The sequence below is a fragment of the Bacillus sp. 9.4 genome, assembly GCF_055486415.1.
The window spans coordinates 696342-720864 of record NZ_JBVFMU010000002.1; the positions used below are offsets into that span (position 1 = coordinate 696342).

General features: G+C 38.6%; 27 protein-coding genes and 1 pseudogene. 13 read left to right on the forward strand and 15 right to left on the reverse strand.

Translation table 11 applies throughout. The annotated features are described in order from the left end of the window. Positions 1-5 precede the first annotated feature (5 nt). The gene (locus ACZ07B_RS10130; protein WP_217019717.1) at positions 6-905 is read right to left on the reverse strand and encodes a DUF2268 domain-containing putative Zn-dependent protease; all 900 of its coding nucleotides are present in this window, start codon (positions 903-905) and stop codon (positions 6-8) included. A 126-nt stretch (positions 906-1031) separates the two neighbouring features. Between ACZ07B_RS10130 and ACZ07B_RS10135 the strand changes: the two genes are divergently transcribed. Continuing rightward, entirely contained in the window at positions 1032-1199 is a 168-nt protein-coding gene (locus tag ACZ07B_RS10135; protein WP_014476499.1) for a YjfB family protein, read from the forward strand. A 128-nt stretch (positions 1200-1327) separates the two neighbouring features. Continuing rightward, on the forward strand, positions 1328-1801 hold the full coding sequence (locus tag ACZ07B_RS10140) for a YjfA family protein (protein ID WP_014663593.1): 474 nt from the start codon (positions 1328-1330) through the stop codon (positions 1799-1801). 39 nt (positions 1802-1840) lie between these two features. On the opposite strand, the gene pdaC is transcribed toward ACZ07B_RS10140, so the two are convergent. Then, positions 1841-3244 (reverse strand): peptidoglycan-N-acetylmuramic acid deacetylase PdaC, encoded by a 1404-nt coding sequence (gene pdaC / locus ACZ07B_RS10145; RefSeq protein WP_038428808.1) that lies wholly within the window; start codon positions 3242-3244, stop codon positions 1841-1843. Between the two features lie 253 nt (positions 3245-3497). On the opposite strand from pdaC, the gene cotT reads away from it, so the two are divergent. From cotT to ACZ07B_RS10165, 4 genes are all read left to right on the forward strand, one after another. Then, the gene (gene cotT / locus ACZ07B_RS10150) at positions 3498-3743 is read left to right on the forward strand and encodes a spore coat protein CotT (RefSeq protein WP_029946224.1); all 246 of its coding nucleotides are present in this window, start codon (positions 3498-3500) and stop codon (positions 3741-3743) included. A gap of 122 nt (positions 3744-3865) precedes the next feature. Then, entirely contained in the window at positions 3866-4855 is a 990-nt protein-coding gene (gene cyoE / locus ACZ07B_RS10155; protein WP_217002672.1) for a heme o synthase, read from the forward strand. 619 nt (positions 4856-5474) lie between these two features. After that, a complete protein-coding gene (locus tag ACZ07B_RS10160; RefSeq protein WP_088325626.1) occupies positions 5475-5804 on the forward strand; it encodes a YjdJ family protein in 330 nt (109 codons plus the stop codon). A gap of 165 nt (positions 5805-5969) precedes the next feature. Further along, positions 5970-6164 (forward strand): DUF4177 domain-containing protein, encoded by a 195-nt coding sequence (locus ACZ07B_RS10165; RefSeq protein WP_003232825.1) that lies wholly within the window; start codon positions 5970-5972, stop codon positions 6162-6164. A gap of 40 nt (positions 6165-6204) precedes the next feature. Here ACZ07B_RS10165 and ybaK read toward each other — a convergent pair whose 3' ends face one another. Beyond that, positions 6205-6684 carry a Cys-tRNA(Pro) deacylase gene (gene ybaK, locus ACZ07B_RS10170; protein ID WP_086343718.1) on the reverse strand — a complete coding sequence of 160 codons (480 nt, stop codon included), beginning with the start codon at positions 6682-6684 and terminating at the stop codon, positions 6205-6207. A 227-nt stretch (positions 6685-6911) separates the two neighbouring features. Here ybaK and ACZ07B_RS10175 point away from each other — a divergent pair, with 227 nt between their 5' ends. Both ACZ07B_RS10175 and ACZ07B_RS10180 read left to right on the forward strand, forming a co-directional pair. Continuing rightward, positions 6912-7307: a hypothetical protein gene (locus tag ACZ07B_RS10175; RefSeq protein ID WP_009967031.1), complete on the forward strand. Its 396-nt coding sequence runs from the start codon at positions 6912-6914 to the stop codon at positions 7305-7307. A 218-nt stretch (positions 7308-7525) separates the two neighbouring features. Next, on the forward strand, positions 7526-8032 hold the full coding sequence (locus ACZ07B_RS10180) for a GNAT family N-acetyltransferase (protein WP_167559944.1): 507 nt from the start codon (positions 7526-7528) through the stop codon (positions 8030-8032). 45 nt (positions 8033-8077) lie between these two features. Here ACZ07B_RS10180 and ACZ07B_RS10185 read toward each other — a convergent pair. The 4 genes and pseudogenes from ACZ07B_RS10185 to manR form a co-directional block, all read right to left on the reverse strand. Beyond that, positions 8078-8560, reverse strand: a pseudogene (locus tag ACZ07B_RS10185) (YjdF family protein). A 169-nt stretch (positions 8561-8729) separates the two neighbouring features. After that, a complete protein-coding gene (gene manA / locus ACZ07B_RS10190; RefSeq protein WP_125121310.1) occupies positions 8730-9677 on the reverse strand; it encodes a mannose-6-phosphate isomerase, class I in 948 nt (315 codons plus the stop codon). A gap of 14 nt (positions 9678-9691) precedes the next feature. Beyond that, on the reverse strand, positions 9692-11644 hold the full coding sequence (gene manP / locus ACZ07B_RS10195; protein ID WP_217019719.1) for a PTS mannose transporter subunit IIABC: 1953 nt from the start codon (positions 11642-11644) through the stop codon (positions 9692-9694). A gap of 147 nt (positions 11645-11791) precedes the next feature. Then, positions 11792-13738, reverse strand: coding sequence for a BglG family transcription antiterminator (manR, locus tag ACZ07B_RS10200; RefSeq protein WP_217002581.1), 1947 nt, complete (start codon positions 13736-13738; stop codon positions 11792-11794). A 567-nt stretch (positions 13739-14305) separates the two neighbouring features. Between manR and ACZ07B_RS10205 the strand changes: the two genes are divergently transcribed. Then, on the forward strand, positions 14306-14653 hold the full coding sequence (locus tag ACZ07B_RS10205; protein ID WP_217019720.1) for an Ig-like domain-containing protein: 348 nt from the start codon (positions 14306-14308) through the stop codon (positions 14651-14653). A gap of 159 nt (positions 14654-14812) precedes the next feature. Here ACZ07B_RS10205 and ACZ07B_RS10210 read toward each other — a convergent pair whose 3' ends face one another. Then, positions 14813-15568 carry an SDR family oxidoreductase gene (locus tag ACZ07B_RS10210; RefSeq protein ID WP_217019721.1) on the reverse strand — a complete coding sequence of 252 codons (756 nt, stop codon included), beginning with the start codon at positions 15566-15568 and terminating at the stop codon, positions 14813-14815. A gap of 238 nt (positions 15569-15806) precedes the next feature. Beyond that, complete coding sequence (locus ACZ07B_RS10215) at positions 15807-16124, reverse strand: putative quinol monooxygenase (RefSeq protein WP_015252322.1); 318 nt, start codon at positions 16122-16124, stop codon at positions 15807-15809. A gap of 25 nt (positions 16125-16149) precedes the next feature. Between ACZ07B_RS10215 and ACZ07B_RS10220 the strand changes: the two genes are divergently transcribed. After that, positions 16150-17313 carry a response regulator aspartate phosphatase gene (locus ACZ07B_RS10220; protein WP_464877156.1) on the forward strand — a complete coding sequence of 388 codons (1164 nt, stop codon included), beginning with the start codon at positions 16150-16152 and terminating at the stop codon, positions 17311-17313. A gap of 609 nt (positions 17314-17922) precedes the next feature. Here the strand turns inward: ACZ07B_RS10220 and ACZ07B_RS10225 are convergent. The 4 genes from ACZ07B_RS10225 to ACZ07B_RS10240 all read right to left on the reverse strand — a co-directional run bounded on the left by ACZ07B_RS10225 (position 17923) and on the right by ACZ07B_RS10240 (position 21008). Next, the gene (locus tag ACZ07B_RS10225; RefSeq protein WP_464877157.1) at positions 17923-18585 is read right to left on the reverse strand and encodes a hypothetical protein; all 663 of its coding nucleotides are present in this window, start codon (positions 18583-18585) and stop codon (positions 17923-17925) included. A gap of 1259 nt (positions 18586-19844) precedes the next feature. Beyond that, entirely contained in the window at positions 19845-20090 is a 246-nt protein-coding gene (locus ACZ07B_RS10230; RefSeq protein WP_213401377.1) for a hypothetical protein, read from the reverse strand. A gap of 193 nt (positions 20091-20283) precedes the next feature. Beyond that, positions 20284-20679, reverse strand: a complete 396-nt coding sequence (locus ACZ07B_RS10235; RefSeq protein ID WP_464877158.1) for a hypothetical protein — start codon at positions 20677-20679, stop codon at positions 20284-20286. A gap of 14 nt (positions 20680-20693) precedes the next feature. Continuing rightward, positions 20694-21008 carry a hypothetical protein gene (locus ACZ07B_RS10240; protein WP_464877159.1) on the reverse strand — a complete coding sequence of 105 codons (315 nt, stop codon included), beginning with the start codon at positions 21006-21008 and terminating at the stop codon, positions 20694-20696. Positions 21009-21167: 159 nt separating this feature from the next. Between ACZ07B_RS10240 and ACZ07B_RS10245 the strand changes: the two genes are divergently transcribed. The 3 genes from ACZ07B_RS10245 (at position 21168) to ACZ07B_RS10255 (ending at position 22176) form a co-directional block, all read left to right on the forward strand. Further along, entirely contained in the window at positions 21168-21410 is a 243-nt protein-coding gene (locus tag ACZ07B_RS10245; RefSeq protein ID WP_213401864.1) for a helix-turn-helix domain-containing protein, read from the forward strand. 233 nt (positions 21411-21643) lie between these two features. After that, complete coding sequence (locus tag ACZ07B_RS10250) at positions 21644-21829, forward strand: hypothetical protein (protein WP_464877160.1); 186 nt, start codon at positions 21644-21646, stop codon at positions 21827-21829. Positions 21830-21852: 23 nt separating this feature from the next. Then, positions 21853-22176, forward strand: a complete 324-nt coding sequence (locus tag ACZ07B_RS10255) for a hypothetical protein (protein WP_464877161.1) — start codon at positions 21853-21855, stop codon at positions 22174-22176. 38 nt (positions 22177-22214) lie between these two features. Here ACZ07B_RS10255 and ACZ07B_RS10260 read toward each other — a convergent pair whose 3' ends face one another. Both ACZ07B_RS10260 and ACZ07B_RS10265 read right to left on the reverse strand, forming a co-directional pair. After that, positions 22215-22679, reverse strand: coding sequence for an SMI1/KNR4 family protein (locus tag ACZ07B_RS10260; RefSeq protein ID WP_464877162.1), 465 nt, complete (start codon positions 22677-22679; stop codon positions 22215-22217). A 13-nt stretch (positions 22680-22692) separates the two neighbouring features. Beyond that, a complete protein-coding gene (locus tag ACZ07B_RS10265; protein WP_464877163.1) occupies positions 22693-24459 on the reverse strand; it encodes a T7SS effector LXG polymorphic toxin in 1767 nt (588 codons plus the stop codon). Between the last annotated feature and the right edge of the window lie 64 nt (positions 24460-24523).

The window sequence follows — 24523 nt, forward strand, 5'->3', positions numbered from 1 at the left end:
TTTTTTCATTTGGAAAACAATCCGCACTGAGAAAGAATGGTCTTCGCATCCAAACGCGTGGCCTCGCTTATCGTGATATGATGTTGATTCATAAATGACTGAACGGCATGATAGCCAACTGCATAACCCGCAAAAGCCGATAAACCTGCAGGCTTAAAGCCTTGGTCGTTAGCAATTGGATCATCAAACATATAACGGCTGACTTCCGAAAATCCTTTCACATCCAACACCTCATTAATCACATCAATGGAATATTGCAAATCCTCATGATCAAAACGAGTTACCCAAGGGCCCAATCGTTCCGTGCCAAACAGCTCTCTGGCGAATGATTCCGCCAATCCTTCAATCACAAGATAATCCCCGACACTTACAGAGCCATGATGAAAATCTATATACGAAAACCGCACATTATGATGAAATTCATGAGCAATAATTGAAGGAATCCTTGGCAGGTTATAACGGTTCGGATCAATCCATACATGAATAAAGCCCGGTATCCCGCCAAACCCGCAGTGACCTTTTTGCAGCTGAAGTTTATTTGGATCAGCGATATAAAGGCCGAATTTGATCTCCTCTGCATTCACCCGCAGCTGTTCGCGCTCAGCAAAAAATATGCATTGCCGAAGTGCAGACTCAGCTGTCTCTGAAACATGTGATTCTTTCAGTATTTGCAGTGCTTTCTGCCCGCTTTCAGCATCACGGACATCCAAATAGCCCAGCATTTTCGCAGCCATGATCACATCATAGCCGTTTGGCTCCTTCGCTTTCAGCGGAACTTGGATGGCAGTCCACATCTTTTCAAACGGCCTCATCATCGTATACCGAAATTCATCTTCTCTTTTCTGTTCTTCCATTGAAAACAGCTTTTCGTATTGCTCAAAGGTCTTTTCCATTACAAGATTCATCCTGATTCCCTCCTTGTCAAAAACATACGGTATGCTCTAGCGTAAGGGTCAACAGGAGAAATTAAGCCATTTTTCACTGTAAAATGATACAAAGCCGCCGATAGGTAAGGCATAGGAGGTGGAACGATGGATATTCCTGCTTTATCAGTTGCGATGCATCAAGCATCCCTTGCCCAGAATGTTAATATCGCTTTAACGAAAAAAATGCTGGACACCGCCCAGCAAAATGCCGATCAAACCTTAAAGATGATTCAGCATCCGACTCTCGGACAAACCATTGATGTAAAAGCTTAACCTCACACCAAAGGCGGCCAATAACTCCATCCTCCCGGCCGCCTTTATTGTTCACAAAAAAGCATGCATGTTTTGATTGTTCCTCCGTATGATTTATTGTTTGCCATATTAAGGAGGTCATAAAGGATATGAAAAGACTGTTTACGAAGGCTTCATTGGTGTTATTCGCAGTAGTATTTGTTTTTGCCGTCAAAGGTGTACCCGCCAATGCGGAAACCCATGCCTACGATGGAAAAAGCCCTTATTACAATGATTGTGCGTCCAGCGGCTCTACAAAAAAATCCTCAAACTTAGTGAATGCAAGCAATCAAGTCATCGGAGTAGTCGAGCTTAAATTCAGCAGTACATGTAAAACGGCTTGGGCAAAAATCACGATGAATAATACATTGACGTCTGGCTTTGAAGCAAATGCGGAGATTACCCGAAACACGGACGGCAAGAGATATAATTGTGATTCTGCAGGCGGCAATGGAAAAGCGGTGGCCGGCCAAAAGTCTTGCTATACACCGATGGTATATGATTTAGATCCAAGGACTTCTTACGCTTTCGGCAAATATTCAGGACCAAACTTAAATGTTTGGGCCACCACAGGCTCTTATTAAATAGAAAAAAGGCTGTCCGTACGGACAGCCTTTTTTAATTTATTTCGCTTCTCTTTGTTTTTTAACCTCTTCAAGCTGAGAAACTGTCACCAATTGATAGCCTTGATCGGTGAGCTTTTTCATAATTTCATCGGCCGCATCAGCAGAGGTGCGGTAAATATCGTGAATCAAAATGGTTCTTCCATCTCCCGCCTGATTCATGACACGGTCAACGATTGTTTTTTTGTTACGGTCTTTCCAATCTTCCGGGTCAACATCCCATAACGCAACATCCATTTTCATTTGACTCCGCAGTTCATCATTAATGCCGCCGTATGGGGGTCTTACAAGCGTCGGACGGTATCCGCTTATTTTTTCAATGATGTCTTGCGTATCATTGATCTGCTTTAACGCTTCTTTCACTGAAAGCCTTGTGAGAAGCGGATGGCTCCAAGAATGGTTCCCCACCTCATTTCCTTCTTTCAGCATTCTTATTAGCGTTTCCGGATAATATTGAACCCTGCTCCCCAAAACAAAAAACGTGGCATGACCCTTATATTTCTTCAAGGAGTCTAGAATCTGATTTGTTGTCGCAGGATTCGGGCCGTCGTCGAAAGTAAGCGCAATGACTTTTTGATTTGGATCAACCGTTTCCTCTTTGGGTAAAGAAATCACTTCATGCTTCGGCTTTTGTTCTTTGATTTTATTTTTATTTTTTGCTTTATCAATATATTGTTCTTTCAGAATGTCTTTCAAAAGACTTTTCTTAATGGCAATCGATTGCTCTCCAAGATAGCCTGCTGCAACCTGATATGTGTCAAAGTAAAGTTCGATATAATCCTCCTTGATGGCAAAGCGGCTGAAATTTTCTTTTTTCGGAGCCGTCCCTTCCTTTAACAGTGCATCGTCCGCGGCAATGTCCTTATTCTTTTTCAGCTCGTGATAAGCGATTAACGAAAGCTTATGTAAGTAGTCAGCGTCCTCTTTGAAAATATCATCAATGGAAAGAAACGCTTGTTTACTAAAATCATAGTTAAACGTTTTTTTCACGGTTTGCCCATGTGCCCCGCCGATGTATTTATATTCATTAAATACAATCGCCACTGTCTGTTTGGCATAATGGACAATTTTATAATCAACATTTAATTCGTTGCGTTTTGTCGTATGCTCTTGGTCAACGTCTTTTGTTTCCTTTTGAAATTGACGAACCTCTTTTTCTGCGAATCTTTTTAATGCCGAATCCATTTTTTCATTTTTGAAAACGGGATAGTTAACCGCGTAATTAAAAGTTTTCCCGTCATTCACAAGCGTTGCGATCTCAACATTCCCATATTGAGAATCAGTTCTTACTTTATTCATGACCGTTTCTTTTTTCAATGAATGATTATGGAAAAAGCCGATAAGACCCACCACACATACAACTGCTATTAATACATGAAACCATTTGATTCTTTTTGCCAACAACAAAAACTCCTTCTTTCGTAGCCATTTCGATTTACTCTTCATCAGTTGGGACTGTATCTATTTAGAAATGTTTTTGTAACATTGTAGTAACATTTATTTCACATTTGTAATACTATGAGATTTAGAAGTTCATGTCAATCCTTTTTAAGGAATTTCATCATAAAAAAAACCGAGTTTCATGAATGTACATACACCCAACTTAAGCATCAAGAATATAGTAAAAGGAATAAAAAAAGCTAGGGAGGTTTTCCTCTTGGATTACCCTTTGAATGAACAGCCATTTGAACAAATTACCCCTTATGATGAAAGACAGCCTTATTATTATCCGCGTCCGAGACCGCCATTTTATCCGCCTTATTATCCAAGACCGTATTATCCGTTCTACCCGTTTTATCCGCGCCCGCCTTATTACTACCCGCGCCCGCGACCGCCTTACTACCCTTGGTACGGTTACGGCGGCGGTTATGGCGGAGGATATGGCGGAGGTTACGGTTACTAGTCGCCGCATATCAAAATGGGGGCAGTCCAGCTCCCCATTTTTTTATTTTAAAAATGACAATATCATGACAAATATAGGAAATAATTGTGATTCCGTCTCCCTCTTGTTACGATAACAAAAGCATGCAGTTTTGGGGGAGGCGTCTATTTTTGGAGAATACAAGGGATTCTGCAGCCATATCTGAAACAAAATACATAAAAGCTTCGAACCGGGTAACCATTTACGATTTTATCAAACTTGCAAAACCCGGCATTATCATATCAAACTCGATAGCAGCCTTCGGCGGGTTTTGGATCGCGTTTGCAAGCGCAGAAAAAACGTTAACCGGCATGGCTTTTTTGATGACAATGGTGACAGCAATGTTGGGAACCGCGTTTGTGATGGCTTCCGGCACTGTCTATAACAACTATTTTGATCGGCATATGGACGCAAAAATGGCACGCACTCGCAGCAGGGCCTCGGTCACAGGGAAAATGCCGCCAGCCATGATCTTAACATATGGCTCTGTTTTAGGAATCGCAGGTCTTGCCATGCTTTATTCCCTCAATCCATTAACGGCCTTTCTCGGACTGGCCGCCTTTATTTTTTATGCGATCATCTATACGGTATGGGTGAAACGAACGTCTGTGTGGAGCACATTTGTCGGGAGCTTTCCAGGTGCTGCGCCGCCATTGATGGGGTATTGTGCCGTAACCGGTGACTTCAGTATGCCAGCAGTGCTGTTGTACACGATTATGTTTCTGTGGCAGCCGCCGCATTTTTGGGCGATTGGGATAAGACGCAAAGAGGAATATCGCGCCGCTGGCATTCCGCTCTTGCCAGTAGTCAAAGGCAACCATGTAACAAAAATAAAAATGATGCAATATATTGCCGTCCTGGTGCCGGTCACGCTATTATTTCCTTTCTCTCTCGGCACCGGCCATATAAGCCCATTTTATTTCTTAGCCGCCTTGGTTCTCGGAGGCATATGGATCAAAAAAAGCATCAAAGGATTCAAAACAGACGATGACGTGAAGTGGGCAAAGGATATGTTTGTCTACTCGCTTATTTATTTTTGCTTGCTGTTCTTCATCATGATGATCGATTCATTTATGATGTTTCTGATCAGATGATGCAAAAAGAGCCACACATTAATGTGACTCTTTTTTGTTTGGAAAAACAGCATCTAATAGAAATGTCATGGCAAAAAACACAACCATGCAAATCAAAAATCGTATAATCTCACTCAAAATCCAGCTATCAGCTATGCGCATACCATCGGTTTCTCGGAGGGTTGCGCATATTGAAAAAATCATGAGTATGTTTTTTAGGGTTTCTTTGTTCATAAAATACCATCGCTTTCTCGATAGGATGACTTAAAGGCAATGAGATAAGTCATCAAGATATAAAATGTGTCGCATCGTTGCATGTTTTGATTGAAAGAAATCATTGTTTTTCTGCCAGCCAATTGTAAAGCTCAGGCAAACAGATGAAAACCGTTTCTGTGAAAAAGCAGATCTAATCGAATGCTTCTATACTCTCTCCACAAATAAAAAATGCTAAGAAATACATTTGTTTCTCTAATCTATAAACCCGCATTCTTTTTCCATCATCAGGTATTATAAGCCAAAAACAAACAAAAAAATAGACTTGCGTTTGAGTTGTATGAAAGTGAAATTGCAAGAATAACCCATACGGTGATAATATATTGTTTGATTTTCCCATATTCATAGATTTGGAGGTCATATAAAAGTGAAGGGAATATTTTTAGTTGTTCAGCTTGGATTTTCTATTATGATATTTCTGTTTTTAGCTGCTGTTAATTGGTATCAAGGAAGCGAGCTTGTTTCAGATCGATTTGATTGGAACTATACTGCTAAACTCTCAAAACTGCTAAATGGAATTGATGCCGTCAGCAGCCCCAAACAAATTTCACAGCTTGATTTTTTCATCTACTCCGCTAAACACTACCCTGTTATGAGTGCGTTAATGATCATCTCCTTCTTATATGTTCTGGCCGCTCTTTTTTTACTTATATACTCAGTCAAATGCAATAAGCAAGAGATTCATTTAGACTGCTGACCCGGTAAAATTCGTTTTTATAGCCCCTTAACTCTTCCCAGATGCATGCAGGCATCAGGGATAAATGTATTTGTTTAGTGAGTGAAATATACTTTCGGACCTTAACCTAGGTTTTTGGAACTTCTTGCTCAATTATGCGTATACCTTAATAGGAGGGATCAAACGATGAAAGAATATGAATTCGTAAGAGTTGAGCTGAGTACGATGAGAAGAAGGCCTAAAGAAGACTACCAGCAAATCATCCATGATTATGCGAAAAGAGGCTGGAGATTCGTTCAGATTTTCGCTCCCAGTATAGATGGGTATGGGGCAGCTGCTTATTTTGAAATCATATTTGAAAGAGATGCAGAAAAAGCTTAATCGATATGACTAAGCTTTTTCGTTTCCCCTATATCTGCATCTATACAATTTTTGCAAATGCGGCATCACATGATTTGGCTAAATCTTGTGGCGCCAACTTTAGCTGCATACCGATTTTCCCTGCACTGACAATGATAAAATCAAGCGTTTCTGCAGATGCATCAATATAGGTCGGGAACAATTTTTTCATGCCAATTGGCGAGCAGCCGCCGCGAAGATAGCCAGTTACCGCTAATAGCTCCTTCATTGCAATCATTTCTATTTTCTTTTCCCCTGTCACCTTTGCTGCCTTTTTTACATCTAACTCTTCTGCAACGGGTACAACAAAGACATAATAATGATTTGTTCCTGCTGCTGCAACCAACGTTTTATATACATATTTCACAGGATAACCGATTTTTTCCGAAACAGAGATGCCATCTACAGGCTGGCCGTCTGTTTTATACCCTAATAACTCATAAGAGATGTTCTGCTGTTCTATCAGACGAACCGCATTTGTTTTTGCCATTTTTTTCGCCATCGTTTTCACCCACTATCAAAATGATGTATGTCTAACTTCTTGCAGTAATATGTAAATTCTATCATCCTAACCTGCATTTTCAAGGTTACTAGCATTGAACAACGAAAGTACAAATTGATTACCTTGGACGCCTATAGCCCATTATTAGTCTACATGGAACAAAACAGGAATGAACAAATAACTCCCACATACAATTTGTATGAATGGAAAATAAAGGAGTGGTTGCTTTGTATCATTACTTTTATGGCCCTGCGTTAATTCCTTACTTTTCACATACTCATAACCCTCAAAGAAGTCCAGACTTTTCAGAAAGACAGCGAAGAAGAGAAATCACATTGACTGTAGATGGCTTTGTCCCCCCATCTTCCACCGAAGATCTTGGAGACGGCTTTTATTCTTACGCATGGACGAACCAACAGGTCATCAATCCAGGTGAATACTTAGTTTGTCATCTAGAAGGAAGAGATATCAACGTGATAAATGGTGGGTTCACTCCGCGCGATACTGCTCCATTGTATGCGGTAGCAAGCTTTCCAAGACGAAGAAACCAATGGGTCATTATCATTCATAATCCTGTGCAAACCCAAAGAGCCATATCGCTTTATTTGATTGCGAAAAGGTAGCACAACATGTTATCAGAAACCCTGCATTCAGGAACAGAAAAACGGGTAGGGACACATTAACATCAGCATTTTCCTACCCGTTTTTGGGCTGGGCAAACTCTCACCTGTCACTCTTTCAATCCCCCTCAATTTTTTCATCTTTCTCTACTGCCAAGGTATCAGAGAAAATTGTTATATGTTATCATTATTCCCAGTAAAAAGAAAAGAGGATTTGATATATGGTTCTCCTTGAAACGAATCGATTACGTTTAAAAACGATTGATATTCCCCTTCTTGACGCCGCGTCTAAACAAGATCATCAGGCTATCAAAGACTTAGGTTATGAAACAAATGGTGAATGGCCAAATTCTGATTTTTTTGAAGCGATACCTTATTTCCGCGAGATTTTAGTCAAAAACAATGGAACAAAAGGATTTGATTCATGGATTATTGTAAAGAAGGACAGTCATGAAATTGTTGGGGGAACTGGATTTTTAGGTGACCCAGACGAAAATGGCATGATTGAAATCGGTTTTGCAACAAATAAAAGTCATCGCCGCAAAGGTTATTGTGTGGAAGCCGCCCAAAAACTAATAAACTGGGCATTAAGCCAAGAAACAGTATCCCGGATCACCGCAAGATGCGAACATGATAATCTAGGCTCACAAAAAACCTTGGAGAAGTTAGGGTTTATATTGAATCATAAATCAGCGGAATATAAACATTGGATATATGTTACAAAGTAGAGTCCTTAATTACAAAAGCAGGCACTGCGCCTGCTTTTGTTTGGATTATTTACCTCTGTGCTTCTTTTTCGCTTTTTGCTTTTTGAGCATATACCTTTGCTCTTTTACATGTTCTCGTTGTTCTTTCATTATTTGTTTTTTCTCTTGCTTTCTTGCTTCAAGCTCTAGCTTTATCGCCTCTTGAGCTTTAGAAGCTACTCCGGCGTTTTTCAACTCTTTTGAAACCTGGCGCTGCAATCTTTTTGGATTGATCTTTTTTTGACGTCAGCCTTGTAAACGAACTCCTTCCTGCTCAGCTTGGGCCAACATATTCAGGAGTTGGTTATGAACAAACTCTAATACTTCAGAATCCCTCGGCTCTGTGCCAAAAAGATGACGAAAGGCTCTTAGCTTTCCATTGTTCACAACTTCAACAACGCCTACCCAAAACTGACCATCATAGTAAACCGTTAATTTCATAACGATTCCCTCCTCATAAAAGATATTAAAGAATGATGGACATCCCGAGGAGGGGAAGGTTACTGACATGATCAATCATGCATCCGGACTACCAACCGAATCGTGTTTTTTCATTCTTTACCATATACAGAAAAGAGTGTAACATTTCTTCTCCAACTATTAAACTCTTATTTTAGTTAGATCATTGCTGGAGAATAGGCGTCTTCACTCGCAAATTTATTTCTCAAGCCCTGCCATGTTACAGATGGGAGACGATACATTCTGCATATCCTTCGAGTTTAAATTCTCCAAGACCGTGAGGCAGCAACATATGATCTCCTTTTTTGAAAGGATAGACATACTCACCAGAGATCATACGGCCCTCCCCTTCAATCACACTGATAAGAAGGAATGGTTTTTGCTGCTTTAAGCTTGCTGATCCTGATAAGTTCCATTTCCCCACCGAAAAGTAAGCGCATTCAACTAATGTCGTTGTAAGCAAATCCTCGATTTGTTCATGGTGAACTGTATGCCGCTCTGGAATAGACGGGACTTCTATCACTTCGATGCTCTTTTTCAGATGAAGCTCGCGCAGCTTGCCTTCTGCATCTTTTCGATCATAATCATATAATCTGTAGGTTGTGTCTGAATTCTGCTGCGTCTCCAAAGCAAGAATTCCTTTTCCAATCGCATGAACAGTACCGCTTGGCACATAGAAAAAATCCCCCGGCTTTACCTTTACACGGCGCAAGAGCTCATCCCATTCTCCACGCTCTATCATGGTAGTTAGTTCTTCCTTTGTTGTTGCATTGTGGCCATAAATAATCTCGGCATCTTTTTGGCAATCAATAATGTACCAGCATTCTGTTTTTCCAAGCTCGCCGTTTTCATGTATGTTGGCATATTCATCATTCGGATGCACCTGAACAGATAAGTCCTGGTCAGCATCTAATATTTTTGTAAGCAGAGGGAAACGGTCCCCTTCAAGCTGTCCGAATAAATGTCTATGATGTTCCCATAATTCGCTGAGCGTGAACCCCTTATACATTCCGTTTTGAACAACGCTTTGACCATTTTGATGCGCGGCAAAAGCCCAGCACTCTCCTGTTCGTTGTGATGGAATGGTATAGCCAAAATCAGCTAAAGCGGTCCCGCCCCAAATTCTTTCTTTGAAAACAGGCTTGAAAAATAACGGTTCAGTCGTCATGAAAATCCCCCGCTTTATTCGATTTCTTCTAGCAGCTTGTAGGCTTCTTCTGTTGTTTGCACGGAGAGCAGCCGCTCCCTATAATTGTCATCCATTAGCTTTCGAGATAGCATCTGCAGTATTTTGAGATGCTGGTTTCCCCCGCTCTCTTTCGGTACAGCAATCATAAAGATTAATTTAGCTTCTGATCCATCCAGGCTATTCCAATCAACGCCTGATCGTTTGATCCCAAAGGCAACACTCGGCTCCCTGACCGCCTCAGACTTTCCGTGCGGAATCGCGATATTCATGCCAATCGCCGTTGTTCCCTGTTGTTCACGATTCAAAATGGCTTGTTTAAACCCGCTCTCTGAAAGCAGCGCACCTCTTCGGGACAATTTCTGAATCAATTCATCTATGATGTCATCCCTCGTTTCCCCCGATAAATTTGGTTCAATTAATTCCGGGCTGATAATGTCTGTCAGTTTTTTAAATTCCGACATCTCAGCTTTTTGGCTTTGGATTGGCTGCTTTATTTCATTTGCTGCCGCAGCTTCACTTGGCGCGGAGGGCGGTGCAGTTTCACTGAGCACAGGAGACGCCGTAATATCCTTTTTTAGTACATTGACGAACAGAGCAGTGACAAGAGATCCTGCAATCACAGCAATAAAAAACATCAAGACATGATCAACTGCGCCAAGCACTGCAACGATAGGTCCGCCGTGCGCCACTCTGTCTCCCACATTGCCAATCATCGCTATCACAGAACCTGTCATTGAGCCTGCCATAATACTTGGAATGACGCGCAGAGGGTCCTGCGCCGCAAATGGAATCGCTCCTTCAGTAATGCCGAAGAGTCCCATCGTAAATGCCGCTTTCCCCATTTCTCTTTGAGATGCCTCGAATTTTCTTTTTCCTAAAAACGTCGCAATGCCAAGGCCAATCGGGGGAATACAAATGGCGACAGCAATTGGTCCCATAATTTCATAATTTCCTTCTCCAATCATTGCCGATCCAAACAGAAACGCCACCTTATTTACGGGACCGCCCATATCAAATGAGATCATCGCCCCTAAAATCAATGCCAGAAGGATCGAGCTCGACCCTTTCATCCCCGCCAGCCAAACTGTTAAAGAGGCGAAAATTTGAGCTACAGGCGCGCCGATCAAAAACACAAACGCTAAACCTACAATCAGTGATGCAAACACCGGAATAATAATAATCGGCATAATTGGCTGGATTGCTTTTGGAACTTTTAATTTTTTTATCCAAAGTGCAGCATATCCGGCCAAAAACCCGGCAATAATCCCCCCGAGAAATCCGGCGCCGCTTGCGCTGTCATAAAAACTTCCAGTCGCCGCAATATAACCGCCGATCATCCCTGGCACAAGTCCCGGTTTATCAGCGATGCTATAGGCGATATAGCCGGCTAAAATCGGAATCATAAATGAAAATGAAGCACTGCCGATCTGTTCAATCGTTTTCCAGAAGGAATCATCCGGAATAACTAAGCCTTTAGGTGTTTTCTCCCCTCCTAGAGTTAATGCAACCGCTATCAATAATCCGCCGACGACAATGAAAGGAACCATAAAAGAAACGCCGTTCATTAAATGACGGTAAATCGGGTTTTGTTTTTTACCCTGCTGACTTGCGGATTCAGCTTTTGAAGCAGATTGATAGACCGGCACTTCACCGCTAAGCGCTTTTTGAATTAATTCTTCCGGTTTGCGGATGCCTTCCTGAACCCCGACAGCCAGCAGCTTTTTTCCCGCGAATCGGTCTTTGTTCACCGAACGGTCCGCCGCGATAATGATTGCGTCCGCTTCGCGAATTTCCTCTTCGGTTAGCTTATTTTCGACACCAATTCCCCCCTGGGTCTCAACTTTGATGCTAACGCCCAGTCTGTCAGCAGCTTTTTGCAGATTTTCCGCTGCCATATACGTATGGGCGATTCCGTTCGGACAAGATGTAATCGCTAACAGTTTCATAGGAAACCTCCTTAAAGTGTGAATAATAAGATCTTGTCTCAACTGTATACCGAAATCAGCTCAATAAAATCGCTTTTTTTACCATAGGTTCCGGTAATAAAGGCATTTTTCCCTATAACAAAAAAAAGCAAGGAATAATCCCTGCTTTTAATAATCCAAATGAGATAAAAATGTCATGACATTGGCTTCTTTCGTCAGCTTCTGGACGAAGGCCGGCTGCTCGCTAAGATATGAAAGCTCGCTAAACAGCTGCTTTGTCATGGTTTGATCCTCGTGTTTGACAGCCAGCATAAAAACGAGCGAAACTTTTTCATTTCCCCATTCAAGCGGCTCCTTTAATGTGGCAATCGCGATTGCTGATTGTTTAATAAATTTAGCGTTTGCATGAGGAATGGCAATGCCTGATCCAATATTTGTCGCCGACATTTTTTCCCTCATCACCGCATGAACCGCATAGTCCTTATCAACATAGCCTTTCTCAAACAAAGCTGTCGCCAGCTGTTCGATTAACTTGTAGCGATGCTCCGCCTCCTGCTGCAAAAAAACCAAAAAAGGAGTCGTATTGTTCAGCATTTGAAACGTTTTTTGTTTTTGGCGGTGTGATTCGCCCAGCTGACGTATAAACGCACTTAATTTCTTCTCTTCGCCAGGCTCTAAAAGCGGAGACACAACAATATGGGGAACCGTTATATTCTCCAGCGCAATGGTGGATATGACAAGATCAATATCCTCATGCTTTTTGATATAATCCTTTAAATCGGCCTTTGCAATACAGGCCATTACAGCGATTTGATGACATTTCCGTTCAATTTTTGTCCGCAGCAATTGTGACATCCCAATCCCCATGTGGCAGACGATAATCGCCTTTTTATGTGTCTCGCTGCTGCACTGCATCCGTTCGATCGCTGCCTGAAAATGCAATGTCAAATATGCTGCCTCTTCCTCAGGAATATGAAGATCAAAAGTTTGATTGATATCTTCCAAAACATCAATGATGAGGTGGAACAAATAAGGGTACATCTTTTTGATGTCATTGAGCATAGGATTTGCTACAGAAAGATCGTAGCTCAGCCGTTGTAGCACAGTATTGAGATGAATGTTCAAACCATTGATCAAATCTTGATCCTTATGAAAATCCATCATTTTCAGCTCTGAAACACGATTGATTAAATGCCCTACAACCTTAGGAAGCACAGCATTTTCAAGGTTCTCTTCCTTCTGCAATGGATAACGAACTTTACCGCCCAATATATGTAATGTTAAGTACACGGCTTCTTCTTCTGGGAAGCGGATTGCAAAAACCGGTTCAAGCCGCTGTAAACAAGCAAATGTCCATTGATATTCTTTCTTCTTTTTTACTGCCGCCATTTCTTTTGGGGACAATGAAATCGGCTGCTTCATTTTGATGCGGCGGACCATTAACAATGTATGCAGCAGCAAACTTTCAAACGTTTCGTCTGTGAAATAGAGGGAATGCTTTTTTTGTAGTGATTTGATTTCTTTCGTCACAAAGTCTACTTCATAATGTAAAAACTTACTTTTAATAAATTGGCTGGTAAACGCTGTATTGTGAATCAAATCAGATATTCTTGCCAATGCCTTTCTTTTATTTCTTTCGTTCCCTTCAACCTTTAATCCAAGCCGCTGCCTAGAAACCAGTGTGAGATCAAAACGCTTCAGCCACTCTTCTACTGCGTATAAATCCTTTTTAATGGAAGATCGATTGACAAAATGCCGAGCGGCAATGTCTTTTGCGGAAACAGGCTTCGGATTCATTAATAAGTCATAAGCAATGTGCAGCATTCTTTCTTCATCGCTCCGCTGCCTAGAAGAAAAATGTTCAGTATGTAATTGTTGGCTTAGCCAGGTCCTTTCCTGTTCTTCTATATGTAAATAAACGCCCAACCCTGGTTTTCGAATAAGCTGTGCATGAGAATGCTCATTGAGATAATCCTCGATCACTTTCAAATCATTCCGGATTGTTTTTTCAGAACACTGTACCCTATCTGCGAAATCTTGCACAACTAAATAGTCATCAGGTTCAGATAACAACAGATACAAAATCTCTTTTTGTCTTGTATTTATGTATTCCATCTGTTTTTCTATCCTTCCTGTCAGTGTCTACTTGAGCAAATTGATAGTATAAGTATACTATATAAGAAACCGTTTACATTATAAAATAAAATCATAGAGACAAAAGTTTCGTTTTTTACCGAAGCTTCCGGAAAAAAGCGATTTTTATATTCTTTGAGTTTGCTATGTAATGTATTTTTTTTCGTTATTCAGCAGAAATTCATAAAAATACTCCAATTCTTCACCTATTTAGAACGAAGATTTTCTAATGTATGAGTACGAAAGTAAGAACATGATGAAGAAAAGTGATTTGGCATCTTCGGGGATAAAGTGCAGATAACAAACAAAATTTCCACACGCTCAACAAACTAATAACCCCATCAAATGTGTTTTATTAACATTTTAAGGATGGCCATTCTCTCTCAGCAATTTTCAATGATAAATACAAACTCTGTGCAGGGCACACAATAGTCTTAGCTCAAATCAATTGATCGTTCACACATTATTAACATTTATTTACAAGGAAAATAATTACTTTTATTGAATTGTTATAGTGCAAGACAAAAAACTTTAAAGGAGTGTTTCAAAATGAATTTCAAAAAAACTGTTGTTTCTGCTTTATCGATTTCTGCGTTAGCTCTGTCGGTCAGCGGGGTAGCTTCAGCTTATGAAATAAACTCCACACCTACTGAAGTAAAGAACATTTCTATTTCACCTACACATGTTATCAAGATTCAAGACTATAATTTACCTCTAAAAGTTGGAGAAACCTATTCTGTTAAAAATAATTCAGCTACTCGTTATTGGACTGATAACCAAAAAGTTGCTGAAGTCGATCAAAATGGTTTAGTGACGGCTAAATCAAAAGGAAAAGCCACGATTACTTTGTTTAAAGGTACTGCAGTATTCGGAAAAGTATATGTAACGGTTTATTAATCTCTTATCCGCCAGATTTTCTGGATGCAAAACATGCATGAATAAAATAAGGTCCCCCTCTAAAAAGAGAAGGGACCTTATTTTATTTCAATTGCGCTTCAAGTTTAGATTTAGTTTTGGGAATACATCATACATTGTTGTATATTGTGTTTCATTAGCTTAGCCCCGAATAAATCCACCTTCTGAATGAATAATTTGTCCAGTTATCCATTCAGCCTCATCACTTGCAAGAAAAGCAATCATTCGTGCTGCATCATCTGGTGTGCCAATACGCCCCATTGGAAATTTAGGTGAAAGAAAATTTCTTATTTCATCTGTCATCCAAGTAGAATCTGTTGGACCTGGGTTTACAGCGTTAACAGTGATGCCCAATGGTGCAAGTTCTTGTGATAACGACCTAGTAAAGGCAGAAATAGCTCCTTTAGTAGCTGCATACGCTAACTCCCCAGGCAAAGGACCTAAATCCTGCCCTGATGTCATATTGATGATTCTTCCTGATATTAAATTAGATTTTTTAAACCGACGGGCGAATTCAACACAAAGAAGAAAATTTGATCTCATATTAACCGCATAATGATCATCAAGTGATTTAGCATCTAACGATACATAATTATCACTTCCGGAATGAGCTGCATTATTAATAAGGATGGAAGGATATCCTAATTTATCTGAAATTTTTTCATGTATTGTGAATGCAGCATGTGCATCTGATAAATCAATTTTCATTGCCTCACAGCGCACACCCATATGTAAAATTTCTTGTTGAAATTCTTCTATCCAGGCCGCATCAGAGTTCCAGTGAGTAAAGAAGATATGTATACCCTGTGAGGCTAACTTACGACAAATAGCCGTACCAATATCCCCTTGACTGCTTGCTCCTGTAATTAGTGCAATTTTTTCTTGAGAATGACTCATTATTTTAACCTCCAATTTATACGGAGTATCTCCATTATTATGGGTAACAAGCTATCCAAAGAATATAATCCATTAAATCAAACAGAGCTGACTTTGAATACATTTCAAAATCAGCTCAAAAAAACATTTTCGTCTCAAAAAATATTAAATAGAAAAAAATAAGAGTTGGACAACAATTTACTACTTAATCACAAATGGCTGATTCTAAGTCATTGAATGTCTCTTTTTAAAGAGCCTTTCAATCATTCACATTGCTTTTCATTAACCATTCTACTTCCGTTAATTCTTGTTTTTGAACGTCTATTGTGTGTTTTTTCGTGAAATGGGTTTTCACAGCTTCTTCGTTTTCCCAAATCTCCCAAAGCATTATTTTACGTTCTGATGGCTCAAGCGGATAAGCATGGAATGTAATACAACCCTCTTCTTTGTTCGTTTCTTCCTCAAGTTTTTTGAATTCCTTCATTATCTCATTAAGGTCTTTATCACTGATGATTTTTAAACATGCCGTTATGTAATGCATCGAAATTCCCCCTCCTATCATTTTATGGCTTTTCATTATAACATTTTCTTGAAAAAGATGATTGTCTGTTTCGGATTTAATCCCATATCATTACGTAACTACAGACATTAATCATTGGTATGTTGTCATAAAACAGGGTCGAGTTGAGAAAGCAAAAGAAATGAAACAAAAAGTTGAAAAAGAATTCGATATGATGGAGAAAAATGAAAAAGTAGCAGTCTATCTCCAGCTATTAAATCTGCGCCACGAAATAATGCTTTCGTATCTCGAACCTGACTCTGTTAAAAATATAGACGGTGTTTATGCTGATCTCAAAAAGACAAGGGAAAATATGGCTCCTGAATCCCTCACCAATACAATAGAGTTCTATTATCATTTTTTTACCGGCATGTATCATTTTAGAACGAGAGATTTAGTTATTGCTTTAACATATTATCGCGAAGCCGAAAAATATCTTGATTTATTAGATAAGAACGCAAATACAGATAAGGCAGAGTTCTATTTCAAAATGTCAGAAGTCTATTACTATATGAAAGAGACTCATTTTTCAATGAATTATGCCCAGCGAGCATACTCTATATTTAAAGAGCAAAAAGATGCTCAGGGGAACCTTACATATGGCAAGGAAATGGTCCAATGTCAGTTTGTTATCTTTGGGAACTGGCTAGATAAAATGTGTTATGAGGACGCTTTAGAAACAGCTGAAAAAGCCTTAAATGATGCTATAAAAATAGGGGAACAACATTTAATTGGTTCAGCTCATTTTAATGTGGGATTATGTTATAATAATCTTGAAGAACTTGACAATGCTGAGAAACATTTTCAAATCGCCTATAAAATTCATAAGAATCGAAAGCACATTTATGAGTCCAAAGCGATTTTTAATCTGGCGTATGTCAAAGCAAAGAAGAATGATTTAAAGGCTGCGTTAGAATTATACCAGGAAGGTCAGAAGGTTGCTGCCCGACACAACAACCAGGAAGTAACCGAGAAATTAAAACTGGTTAAAGGTCTTTATTTATCATTTGACTTACAAACACTTAGAGAAGTGTTCAAGTTCTTCAAAGAGAAAAACCTTTATGGTGATATGGAAGAATACGCTGTTGCTGTTGCTGATTTTTTGACCAACAAAGAAGACAGACATGATGCGGTCGATTTTTATCAAATGGCAATTGAAGCACGTAAACAAATTCAAAGGGGGAAACATTTAAATGAAAAAATGTAAAATTGCAATTTGTTTAGCGCTCTTGCTTGGCATTGTTGGAGTATCCAGCGCTTCATACGCTCTTTCTGAGCAGTCCACTTATAAGGTCGCAGATAGAGCAGCAACTTAATATGATATTAAGAAAAAACCCCATTTTGGACTTTAGAAATGGGGTTTTTATTTTATCTTCTCAACTCAATATTATTCCTGAGTTTTCATTTAAATCATATACTGCATTAACAAACCGACAACCCCCTATAAAATGCGCAAGGGTTTAAGCTATGATTACGACTGGGCTCGAACCAGCGACCTCTACCCTATCAAGGACGAGACACGTATTCTGACTAATCTTTAACAATCCTAAAAAATCGTCTAAACCCTTGTCACATAAGGGGTCATAGGATTTAGTTTCCTGATTGATATTTGTTGTTACTAAGTGTTTTTTAAAGTTTTTGTGACTCCGATGTGACTCCATGGTGACACAAAAAGCCAGCTTCACAAGTCCTCAATTTGAGGATTAGTTAGCGAGTAACAATACAGGACTCCATCTATTACCTCGCCTAACTCAATAAAAAAGACTCCCAAAAGGGAGTCTAATTATCTTTTTAATCATTTAAAAACCGAGAATATTTATTTTAATTTTCTTTTCCAGAGCCAAGAAGTCTTGAAAAGATGCTTATTTTTATAGTTTTTAAAAAATGTATCTGATTTACGCTCATATTGCCCCTTCTTGGCATTCATCAACTTATAATCTAATCTACTCCAATAAACTGTAGTCTTTACACTACTTACAGCAGCAATGACACCAGCTGCTGCTGTAACGGCCGCCGCCTTTTTAGCTGTTTTCATGCTAGTAGCCAAAAGGACTCCGGCAAAAACTGCAACACTGGCACTAATCGTACTATAAGTACCATTACTAACATTATAGCCTGACCATTGATCTCTCAAGATTCCAGCCGATGTATCATTTTTATTAGCCAATTGTTCGATAGGTGATGAAGCCTCTTCATAATTCACCACTTCGCCATTAACTTCAAGTTTTCCAATATTCTGGTCATATTGAATCTTGTCTGTTTTTTCCCCATCATTTACAATAATCTCAACTACATCATTAACAGTTCTTTCAGAAAAAGTGTACGTAGTTCCGTTGTATTCTACAGATTCAGTTTCATAAGTCGGTTCTACATTCTGGACAACTGGACTTGAAGATTGAAGTTCTTTTGCATCTGAAACAGGACTAAAAATTGTAACAGCAGTCAACACAGCAACACTTGAAAGGACAATCTTTTTCATGATAAATTAAAATCTCCTTTTGTTATACATTTACAATTCTGGATGTTTATAGATTTAAATACAACCCATTAATTGTATTTTAAGGAGAATTTAAACTAGGGGGTTTATAATGACTAGTCTTACATTCAGACTTTTCCACTACACAACACTAGCATTGGTTCTTTTATTTATCATACTGGGCTTTACCTTAAAAGGAGTTTTCTTTTATTGGTCACTAATATTAGTCGGTCTTAATTATCTAATCAGAGGGATACTAACATCTAAATCAGAAAATAAAAAAAACGGAACGTTTATTACAGTTTGTGGAGCAATTATAATCCTTGCAGGTTTATTTAACTTATTAATCCGTTAGAAAGATAATGGTTTAGAGGGTGTTTCTTTTTGAAACGCCCTTTTTTCATTACTCTATTTTGCAGAGTGACAGAGCTTCATCATGTATCTCTGTCTCATTCCCCATTTCTGGAGAAACGATGGTTCATACTGAACTGTCGTTTGTTGGTTTCATTTAAGTATATATACTTAACCAAAGGGTCTGGGTCTGGTTCAGCTTGAACTATACCTTGCCAGGTTCATAGTGAACCTCACAAATTTCTTTGTTATTTGTCTTGACTTTTCTTTTGATTTTTTGCTTGATTGGTTGAGACTGTGGACAACGACTGGACAAGTTGTCTGCCTGAGTTTGCTTGTAAAAAAATAAACAAACTCAGGCAGGCGACTGAAACTTGATTGTATATCCACTTGTGGTATCCGTGTGTTCACCCTATTTGCCGTTGGTTATTCCCCAAATAAGCCTACTGTGTCAAGTGTCCCTAACAGGTTCAACCAACCCAAAATTGGGTTCGTATACTTGTGGCTTGTCCTGCATCGTCAGAAACGATACACCCTTCCTTCGTCAGCACTTAATGGCAGCTTTCGCCTTTCAGATGCATGTGTAAATAGGGAAACACAGAAGGCATCCTATCCTCATTTTTTGCGTCGGCTGAGTCACTACCCTGTCAAGTTTTACGTGTGTTAGCGCATTCCACGGCAGTCTGATCCTTAAAATAGGCATCACTAAAGACAACACCTTAATTCAGGAGCATAGACTGACTTTATTTAATTGTAAGGAGTCGCATTGCACGACCCCATATTTAATTATTCCGATCAATGCAACCTTGAGAAGTGTACAATGAAGAAAGACTTGCCCGCCAAAGTTTCTCTTTCTCCATCCCCAGTATATTTTTTGGTTAGACGATCATCACCTTTAATGAATAGGCATATTAAACTGCTAATACTTCATCATCTGCTTTCCATAAGATGAAAATGTCTACATACTCTTTTCTAAAGGAATCTTCATCATTCTTGATTACAGTGCATTCAACTACATCAACATCTGGATATTTCTCTTTAACATGTGCAACAAAGTAAGGTAGAGTTTTTTTATAATCACAAGATAACCCAGAAATTAAACACTTGTTCTTTCTGTCATAAGACTTCAATAAGTAAGAATAATAAAATGATTCCATTCAATTCATCCCCTTGATTAAATTGTTTTGTTTCAATACAATGGGAGGGTATCAACCCTTTTACGATTAGGAGAGTGTGCCCGCACTCCCTAATCATCCAAACCAAGCTACAAACTGGATACATATAGCCGGTACAGCTACAATCATTACTCCAAAACCCACTTTGCAGAACCAATCATTATGTACCTCAGTTTTATTCATCTTCATAAGCTTCCTCAATTGAAGTATCAGGATCAAGTTCAAAAGTATTGTTCGTTACCATTGGAATTACGGTCTGTCCTCCATGCAACTCCAACATAATATGTACATGCTTTACTCCCATTTCTTGAATGAGTTCAATCTTATCCATAATATCTTTCTTATTTTTCCCTTTCATTTGAATAAATGAGGGAACACCGATACTAGTATGTATGTCGAAGAACTTTGAAAGCTCTCCGTCATCATGTGTTTTAATAAAGTGGTTATCCTCTTCGAATTTCTTGCCAATGAAATGGTGAAAGTGATTAGCTATATCCTCAAAGCGTTCCTCGTTAGTGATTGTCCCTAAGCTCGCTACGTTAGTTCCTACAGTGTGTCGGTTAATTTGCATTGCCGTTATCCCCTTTAGTATGTTTTGTTTTTGTCTAAGATTTGAAACTTGTCATACGTGATAAACAAACTACGATCATCAATAAGAATGTTCCATAAGGTTGTGTGAAGTAACTTCTCTACCACTGCATCAGTCAGACTAACGAGACTTTTGTATTGGATATCTTCACCTAAGAAATCTGAATGAAGGCTATCGTACGTCCCATCTCCTCTTTTTAAGACGTGATACAGATGAACTTGACCCTCTTCAGCACCAATTGCGAACTGCTTATAAAAAAGTATTGCAGGTAAATCTCCTAAGTCACTTCTGCGGATGATTATGTGTTTCATTCCACTCCTCCTCCAAATACTCTCCTCACCTTTAACAACTCATCGAGTTATCAACTTCATGAGTTAATAGCATCTCATCAGGTTGATAACGTCAAGAGTTTATAATTAATTATTTTTTTAATGATGGATTATGGTATTATTATTCTGAGGTGAATACTTTTGATCAGATTCAAGTTAAATGAAACTTTAAAAAAACAAAATAGAACGCCATACTGGTTAGCTAAACAATCAGGCGTCAGATCTAATACAATTGGTCAATGGGTCAATCACGACAGTTTACCTGAAGAAAAAAGAGCTAAAACAATTACGTTAGACACTTTAGATAAAGTCTGTACTGCTTTAGACTGTGATCTTACTGATGTCATTGAATTTAAAAAAGAAAACAGTTCTAGAAACTCTTAAGCAAAAGTATTGCTTTTATTTTTTAATTCGTTAAACAAAACCATTGAAATATTCTGCTCTTCCGAATTTCGGAGAAGCAAAAGTATTGCAATTAACACTTAGAGCCGATTAAGGCTCTTTTTTCTTGGAAAAATTTAAACGTAGATTTTAAATTGAGGAATAATGATACTTAAGAGTATTGAGAATTGACTTAAAACTGCAGCTAGAATTTTAAAGCTAAGAGGTGATTTTAATTGTCTAATGAAGGTAAGCCATTTGAAGAGTATAAAGAACTGAAGAAGAAAACAATTAAGGTTGTTCATAAGAAGAATTATTCAATAAGGTTTATCGAGCAAACAAAGGGTAGTGATGACAAAGAAGCGTTCTATAAGGAGATCGCACAATTTTTGTTTGAAAGGGCTATCAAAAAAGACAATTGAAACGGGTATATTAAGAAACAAACTTGTCAAGAACAAAATTAAAAACAATAGTAACCGAAGGATTTTCAGAACTAGATAAATTTTTGGGAATTAAAAATGTATTTCCATACAAAGAAATTATAAGGCCTACAATAACTGGATGTGCTGATGGTCTTAGTGTATATAAGGTAGAATGTAATGATGGGTCGATCCTAGAAGGACATAAACATTATCCATACGTCTTTGGTGAAGATAGATCATTAAGTGAAGATGTTACACTTAGTGTTAAAGAAGTCTTCTCCAATTCATTACAATTCTTCCAAGAAGGTACTGATCCCAAAATTCACTTCCAGGTAGAACAACTTTAAAGAAGGGGGCAGATTCATCCCCCCTTAATTTAATCTTATTAATCTTCCCAATCTTCATCTTCTTCCCAGTTTTCTTTCATCTCAAGAAGTCTTTCATAAAAGAACTTTATAAAATGCGCCGAATCAAGCTCTTTATAGCCACCAAATTCACTCCAAATAACAACTGGACATTCTCCTTCATTGTTCATTTTATTGGTATCTAAGCAATAACCAAAAAAATCAACATGCTCTATAACTACCAATCCACTTGGCAATTCCCTATATTCACGATATTCCCTGGTTGTCTCAACAACTGAAGCACCTCCAAAGTCATAGCCTAATAAATCGATTCCATAAACCCCGCCAGAACCATAGTTTCTAAGAAACCATTTGTAGCTATCTGGAAGTTTGACTTGAAGACCTTGTTCGATTTTCAAAATTCTATCTTCGCTAATTCCACCTGTGAAATCTTTTTCCTTTGCATTTTCAGCTAAGAATTCTTTTACTTTCAAATAAAAATCCATGGTTTATAACCCCTTATTCTTTCTCATATTGTTTTGCTCTCCACTTCCAATACCTTGTCTTAAAGTTATTGTATTGTTTCTCCAGGTAAACATCATTCCTAAAGCTTTCGCCATTACCTTTTAGGCCATGTATCACGTCACTATACTTTGTATGTAAACTGTTAGGAATCTCAAGCAATGTTCCACTTTCTTCTTGTATGAGGTGATGCAAGTTAATTTGTGTACCGTCTTTAGCATAAGGAGATTTACCATCCTTCATTAATTCAAGATTGGTTTTTCCTCTTGGAGTTTTTTGATTAATATCAATGTCCTTTAAGGTATAAACTCTCCGGCTTACATCTCTAACTTCACCTTTAACCTTTACTTTGCCGTCTATTTCAACAGCACGATACTTTTCTTTATTTAACCAAGGAAGATTTATTTCCTTACCTGTAAAAGGTTTTCTGCTCTCATCTAATTTTTTAGCAAGCTGAAGCAGCCTATCTTTTGCGCTCACATCGTTGATGACATTATACGGCACACCACCTGCTACAACTACATCTTCACGCATGACAAACGGTTTGATTGCTGTTAGTGGATCAGGAGTTTCATCCAGTTTTTTAGACACTTTTTTGACTGCAGCTTTTCCGGCTGTTTTCACTCCTATTTTAGCAACTGAACCAGCACCTTTTAAAGCAAAGATGTTTACTGCTGCACACGTAATCCAGTGAGCCGTTGATTCTGCGTCTCCGTTCTTTACGTCTCTAATATAGGAGGTTATTATTGCATCTTTAATTGAATTAAACGTGGAATCATAGTGATAAACTGCAACTGCAGAATTAATAAACATGTCGACAGGATGATTGTGTGCCATATAGTCTAATGTTTCAGCTGTCATATCATATAGAGCTGTAACAGTACCTTTAGCTCCAGCCACTAGCTCCCGTGTGTTTTCAATCTGTGTGAAATATCTTTGTTGATCTGCTGTCAGATTTTCATAACCAATGGTTTTGGCCATTGAGTAAAATTCATCGGCATCCGCATAATCGTAGTGTTTTAGCCTTTCTTTCAGTTTTTCAATCTCTCGGTCTTTTTCTTCCTTCTTCTTAATCGTCAAATAAGCTTCTGTACGTTTTTCAATATCGCCTTTTTTCTTATGTATGTCACTTTCTCTATACGCTTTGGCGTTATAGTGAATCGGTGTGGCGTTTTTCCCTTTACCTGTTGATTCCTGAAGCTTTTTAAAATCTTGCTGAATGAATTGTTCGTTTGGTTCTGTTAATGCATATTCAGTTGTTAAATCATCATCTACTTCTCCAATTTTATCAATTGTTTTTTCACGTTTCTTATCTGCACGGGCAAGTTCATCTTTATAGTTTTCTGTTGAAAACAGATCAAGTGGTAGAATATCGTCAATATCATTCAGAATGTCTTTCATTGCTTTCTTCTGTTCGGACATAATAGCCTTTGATTTTTTATATGCATTTGCAAGTTCATGCTCTAAAAAAGACTCCTCGACGTATGCATCTGATAAGCTAGCTTCCTCTACAACTCCAGAGATACTTGTAAGGAAAGCAATTTTCATATCGATAAGATCAATCCATTGGTCTGTAACACCGACATGATCATGATAAAACGCTTTAATGTTGTCTGCACCCTTACCTGAAAACTCGCTGTCATCTAAGTTTGCTACGTCGTTAAATGCTTTTCTGAGCTTAACTATTTGTGATCTGAGTTCCTTGTACTCTTTTGCACGTTTATCCGCTTCAGAAAGTAATGACTTTGCTTCAAATACCTTCATACCATTCTCCTTTTTCTGACACTCAATACTCAAAATTTTACCATAGTTTAGGAGAGTTAACGGC

What these genes read in the sequence shown, in the direction of transcription:
- manR (WP_217002581.1), bottom strand. Translation starts at nt 13,738, where the DNA reads ATGGAATACATAAATACAAGACAAAAAGAGATTTTGTATCTGTTGTTA.
- ACZ07B_RS10240 (WP_464877159.1), bottom strand. Translation starts at nt 21,008, where the DNA reads ATGAAACACATAATCATCCGCAGAAGTGACTTAGGAGATTTACCTGCA.
- manA (WP_125121310.1), bottom strand. Translation starts at nt 9,677, where the DNA reads ATGACGACTGAACCGTTATTTTTCAAGCCTGTTTTCAAAGAAAGAATT.
- ACZ07B_RS10135 (WP_014476499.1), top strand. Translation starts at nt 1,032, where the DNA reads ATGGATATTCCTGCTTTATCAGTTGCGATGCATCAAGCATCCCTTGCC.
- manP (WP_217019719.1), bottom strand. Translation starts at nt 11,644, where the DNA reads ATGAAACTGTTAGCGATTACATCTTGTCCGAACGGAATCGCCCATACG.
- ACZ07B_RS10140 (WP_014663593.1), top strand. Translation starts at nt 1,328, where the DNA reads ATGAAAAGACTGTTTACGAAGGCTTCATTGGTGTTATTCGCAGTAGTA.
- ACZ07B_RS10260 (WP_464877162.1), bottom strand. Translation starts at nt 22,679, where the DNA reads ATGGATTTTTATTTGAAAGTAAAAGAATTCTTAGCTGAAAATGCAAAG.
- ACZ07B_RS10205 (WP_217019720.1), top strand. Translation starts at nt 14,306, where the DNA reads ATGAATTTCAAAAAAACTGTTGTTTCTGCTTTATCGATTTCTGCGTTA.
- ACZ07B_RS10210 (WP_217019721.1), bottom strand. Translation starts at nt 15,568, where the DNA reads ATGAGTCATTCTCAAGAAAAAATTGCACTAATTACAGGAGCAAGCAGT.
- ACZ07B_RS10180 (WP_167559944.1), top strand. Translation starts at nt 7,526, where the DNA reads ATGGTTCTCCTTGAAACGAATCGATTACGTTTAAAAACGATTGATATT.
- ACZ07B_RS10235 (WP_464877158.1), bottom strand. Translation starts at nt 20,679, where the DNA reads ATGCAAATTAACCGACACACTGTAGGAACTAACGTAGCGAGCTTAGGG.
- ACZ07B_RS10165 (WP_003232825.1), top strand. Translation starts at nt 5,970, where the DNA reads ATGAAAGAATATGAATTCGTAAGAGTTGAGCTGAGTACGATGAGAAGA.
- ACZ07B_RS10265 (WP_464877163.1), bottom strand. Translation starts at nt 24,459, where the DNA reads ATGAAGGTATTTGAAGCAAAGTCATTACTTTCTGAAGCGGATAAACGT.
- ACZ07B_RS10215 (WP_015252322.1), bottom strand. Translation starts at nt 16,124, where the DNA reads ATGAAAAGCCATAAAATGATAGGAGGGGGAATTTCGATGCATTACATA.
- cyoE (WP_217002672.1), top strand. Translation starts at nt 3,866, where the DNA reads ATGCAGTTTTGGGGGAGGCGTCTATTTTTGGAGAATACAAGGGATTCT.
- ACZ07B_RS10230 (WP_213401377.1), bottom strand. Translation starts at nt 20,090, where the DNA reads ATGGAATCATTTTATTATTCTTACTTATTGAAGTCTTATGACAGAAAG.
- ACZ07B_RS10130 (WP_217019717.1), bottom strand. Translation starts at nt 905, where the DNA reads ATGAATCTTGTAATGGAAAAGACCTTTGAGCAATACGAAAAGCTGTTT.
- ACZ07B_RS10225 (WP_464877157.1), bottom strand. Translation starts at nt 18,585, where the DNA reads ATGAAAAAGATTGTCCTTTCAAGTGTTGCTGTGTTGACTGCTGTTACA.
- ybaK (WP_086343718.1), bottom strand. Translation starts at nt 6,684, where the DNA reads ATGGCGAAAAAAATGGCAAAAACAAATGCGGTTCGTCTGATAGAACAG.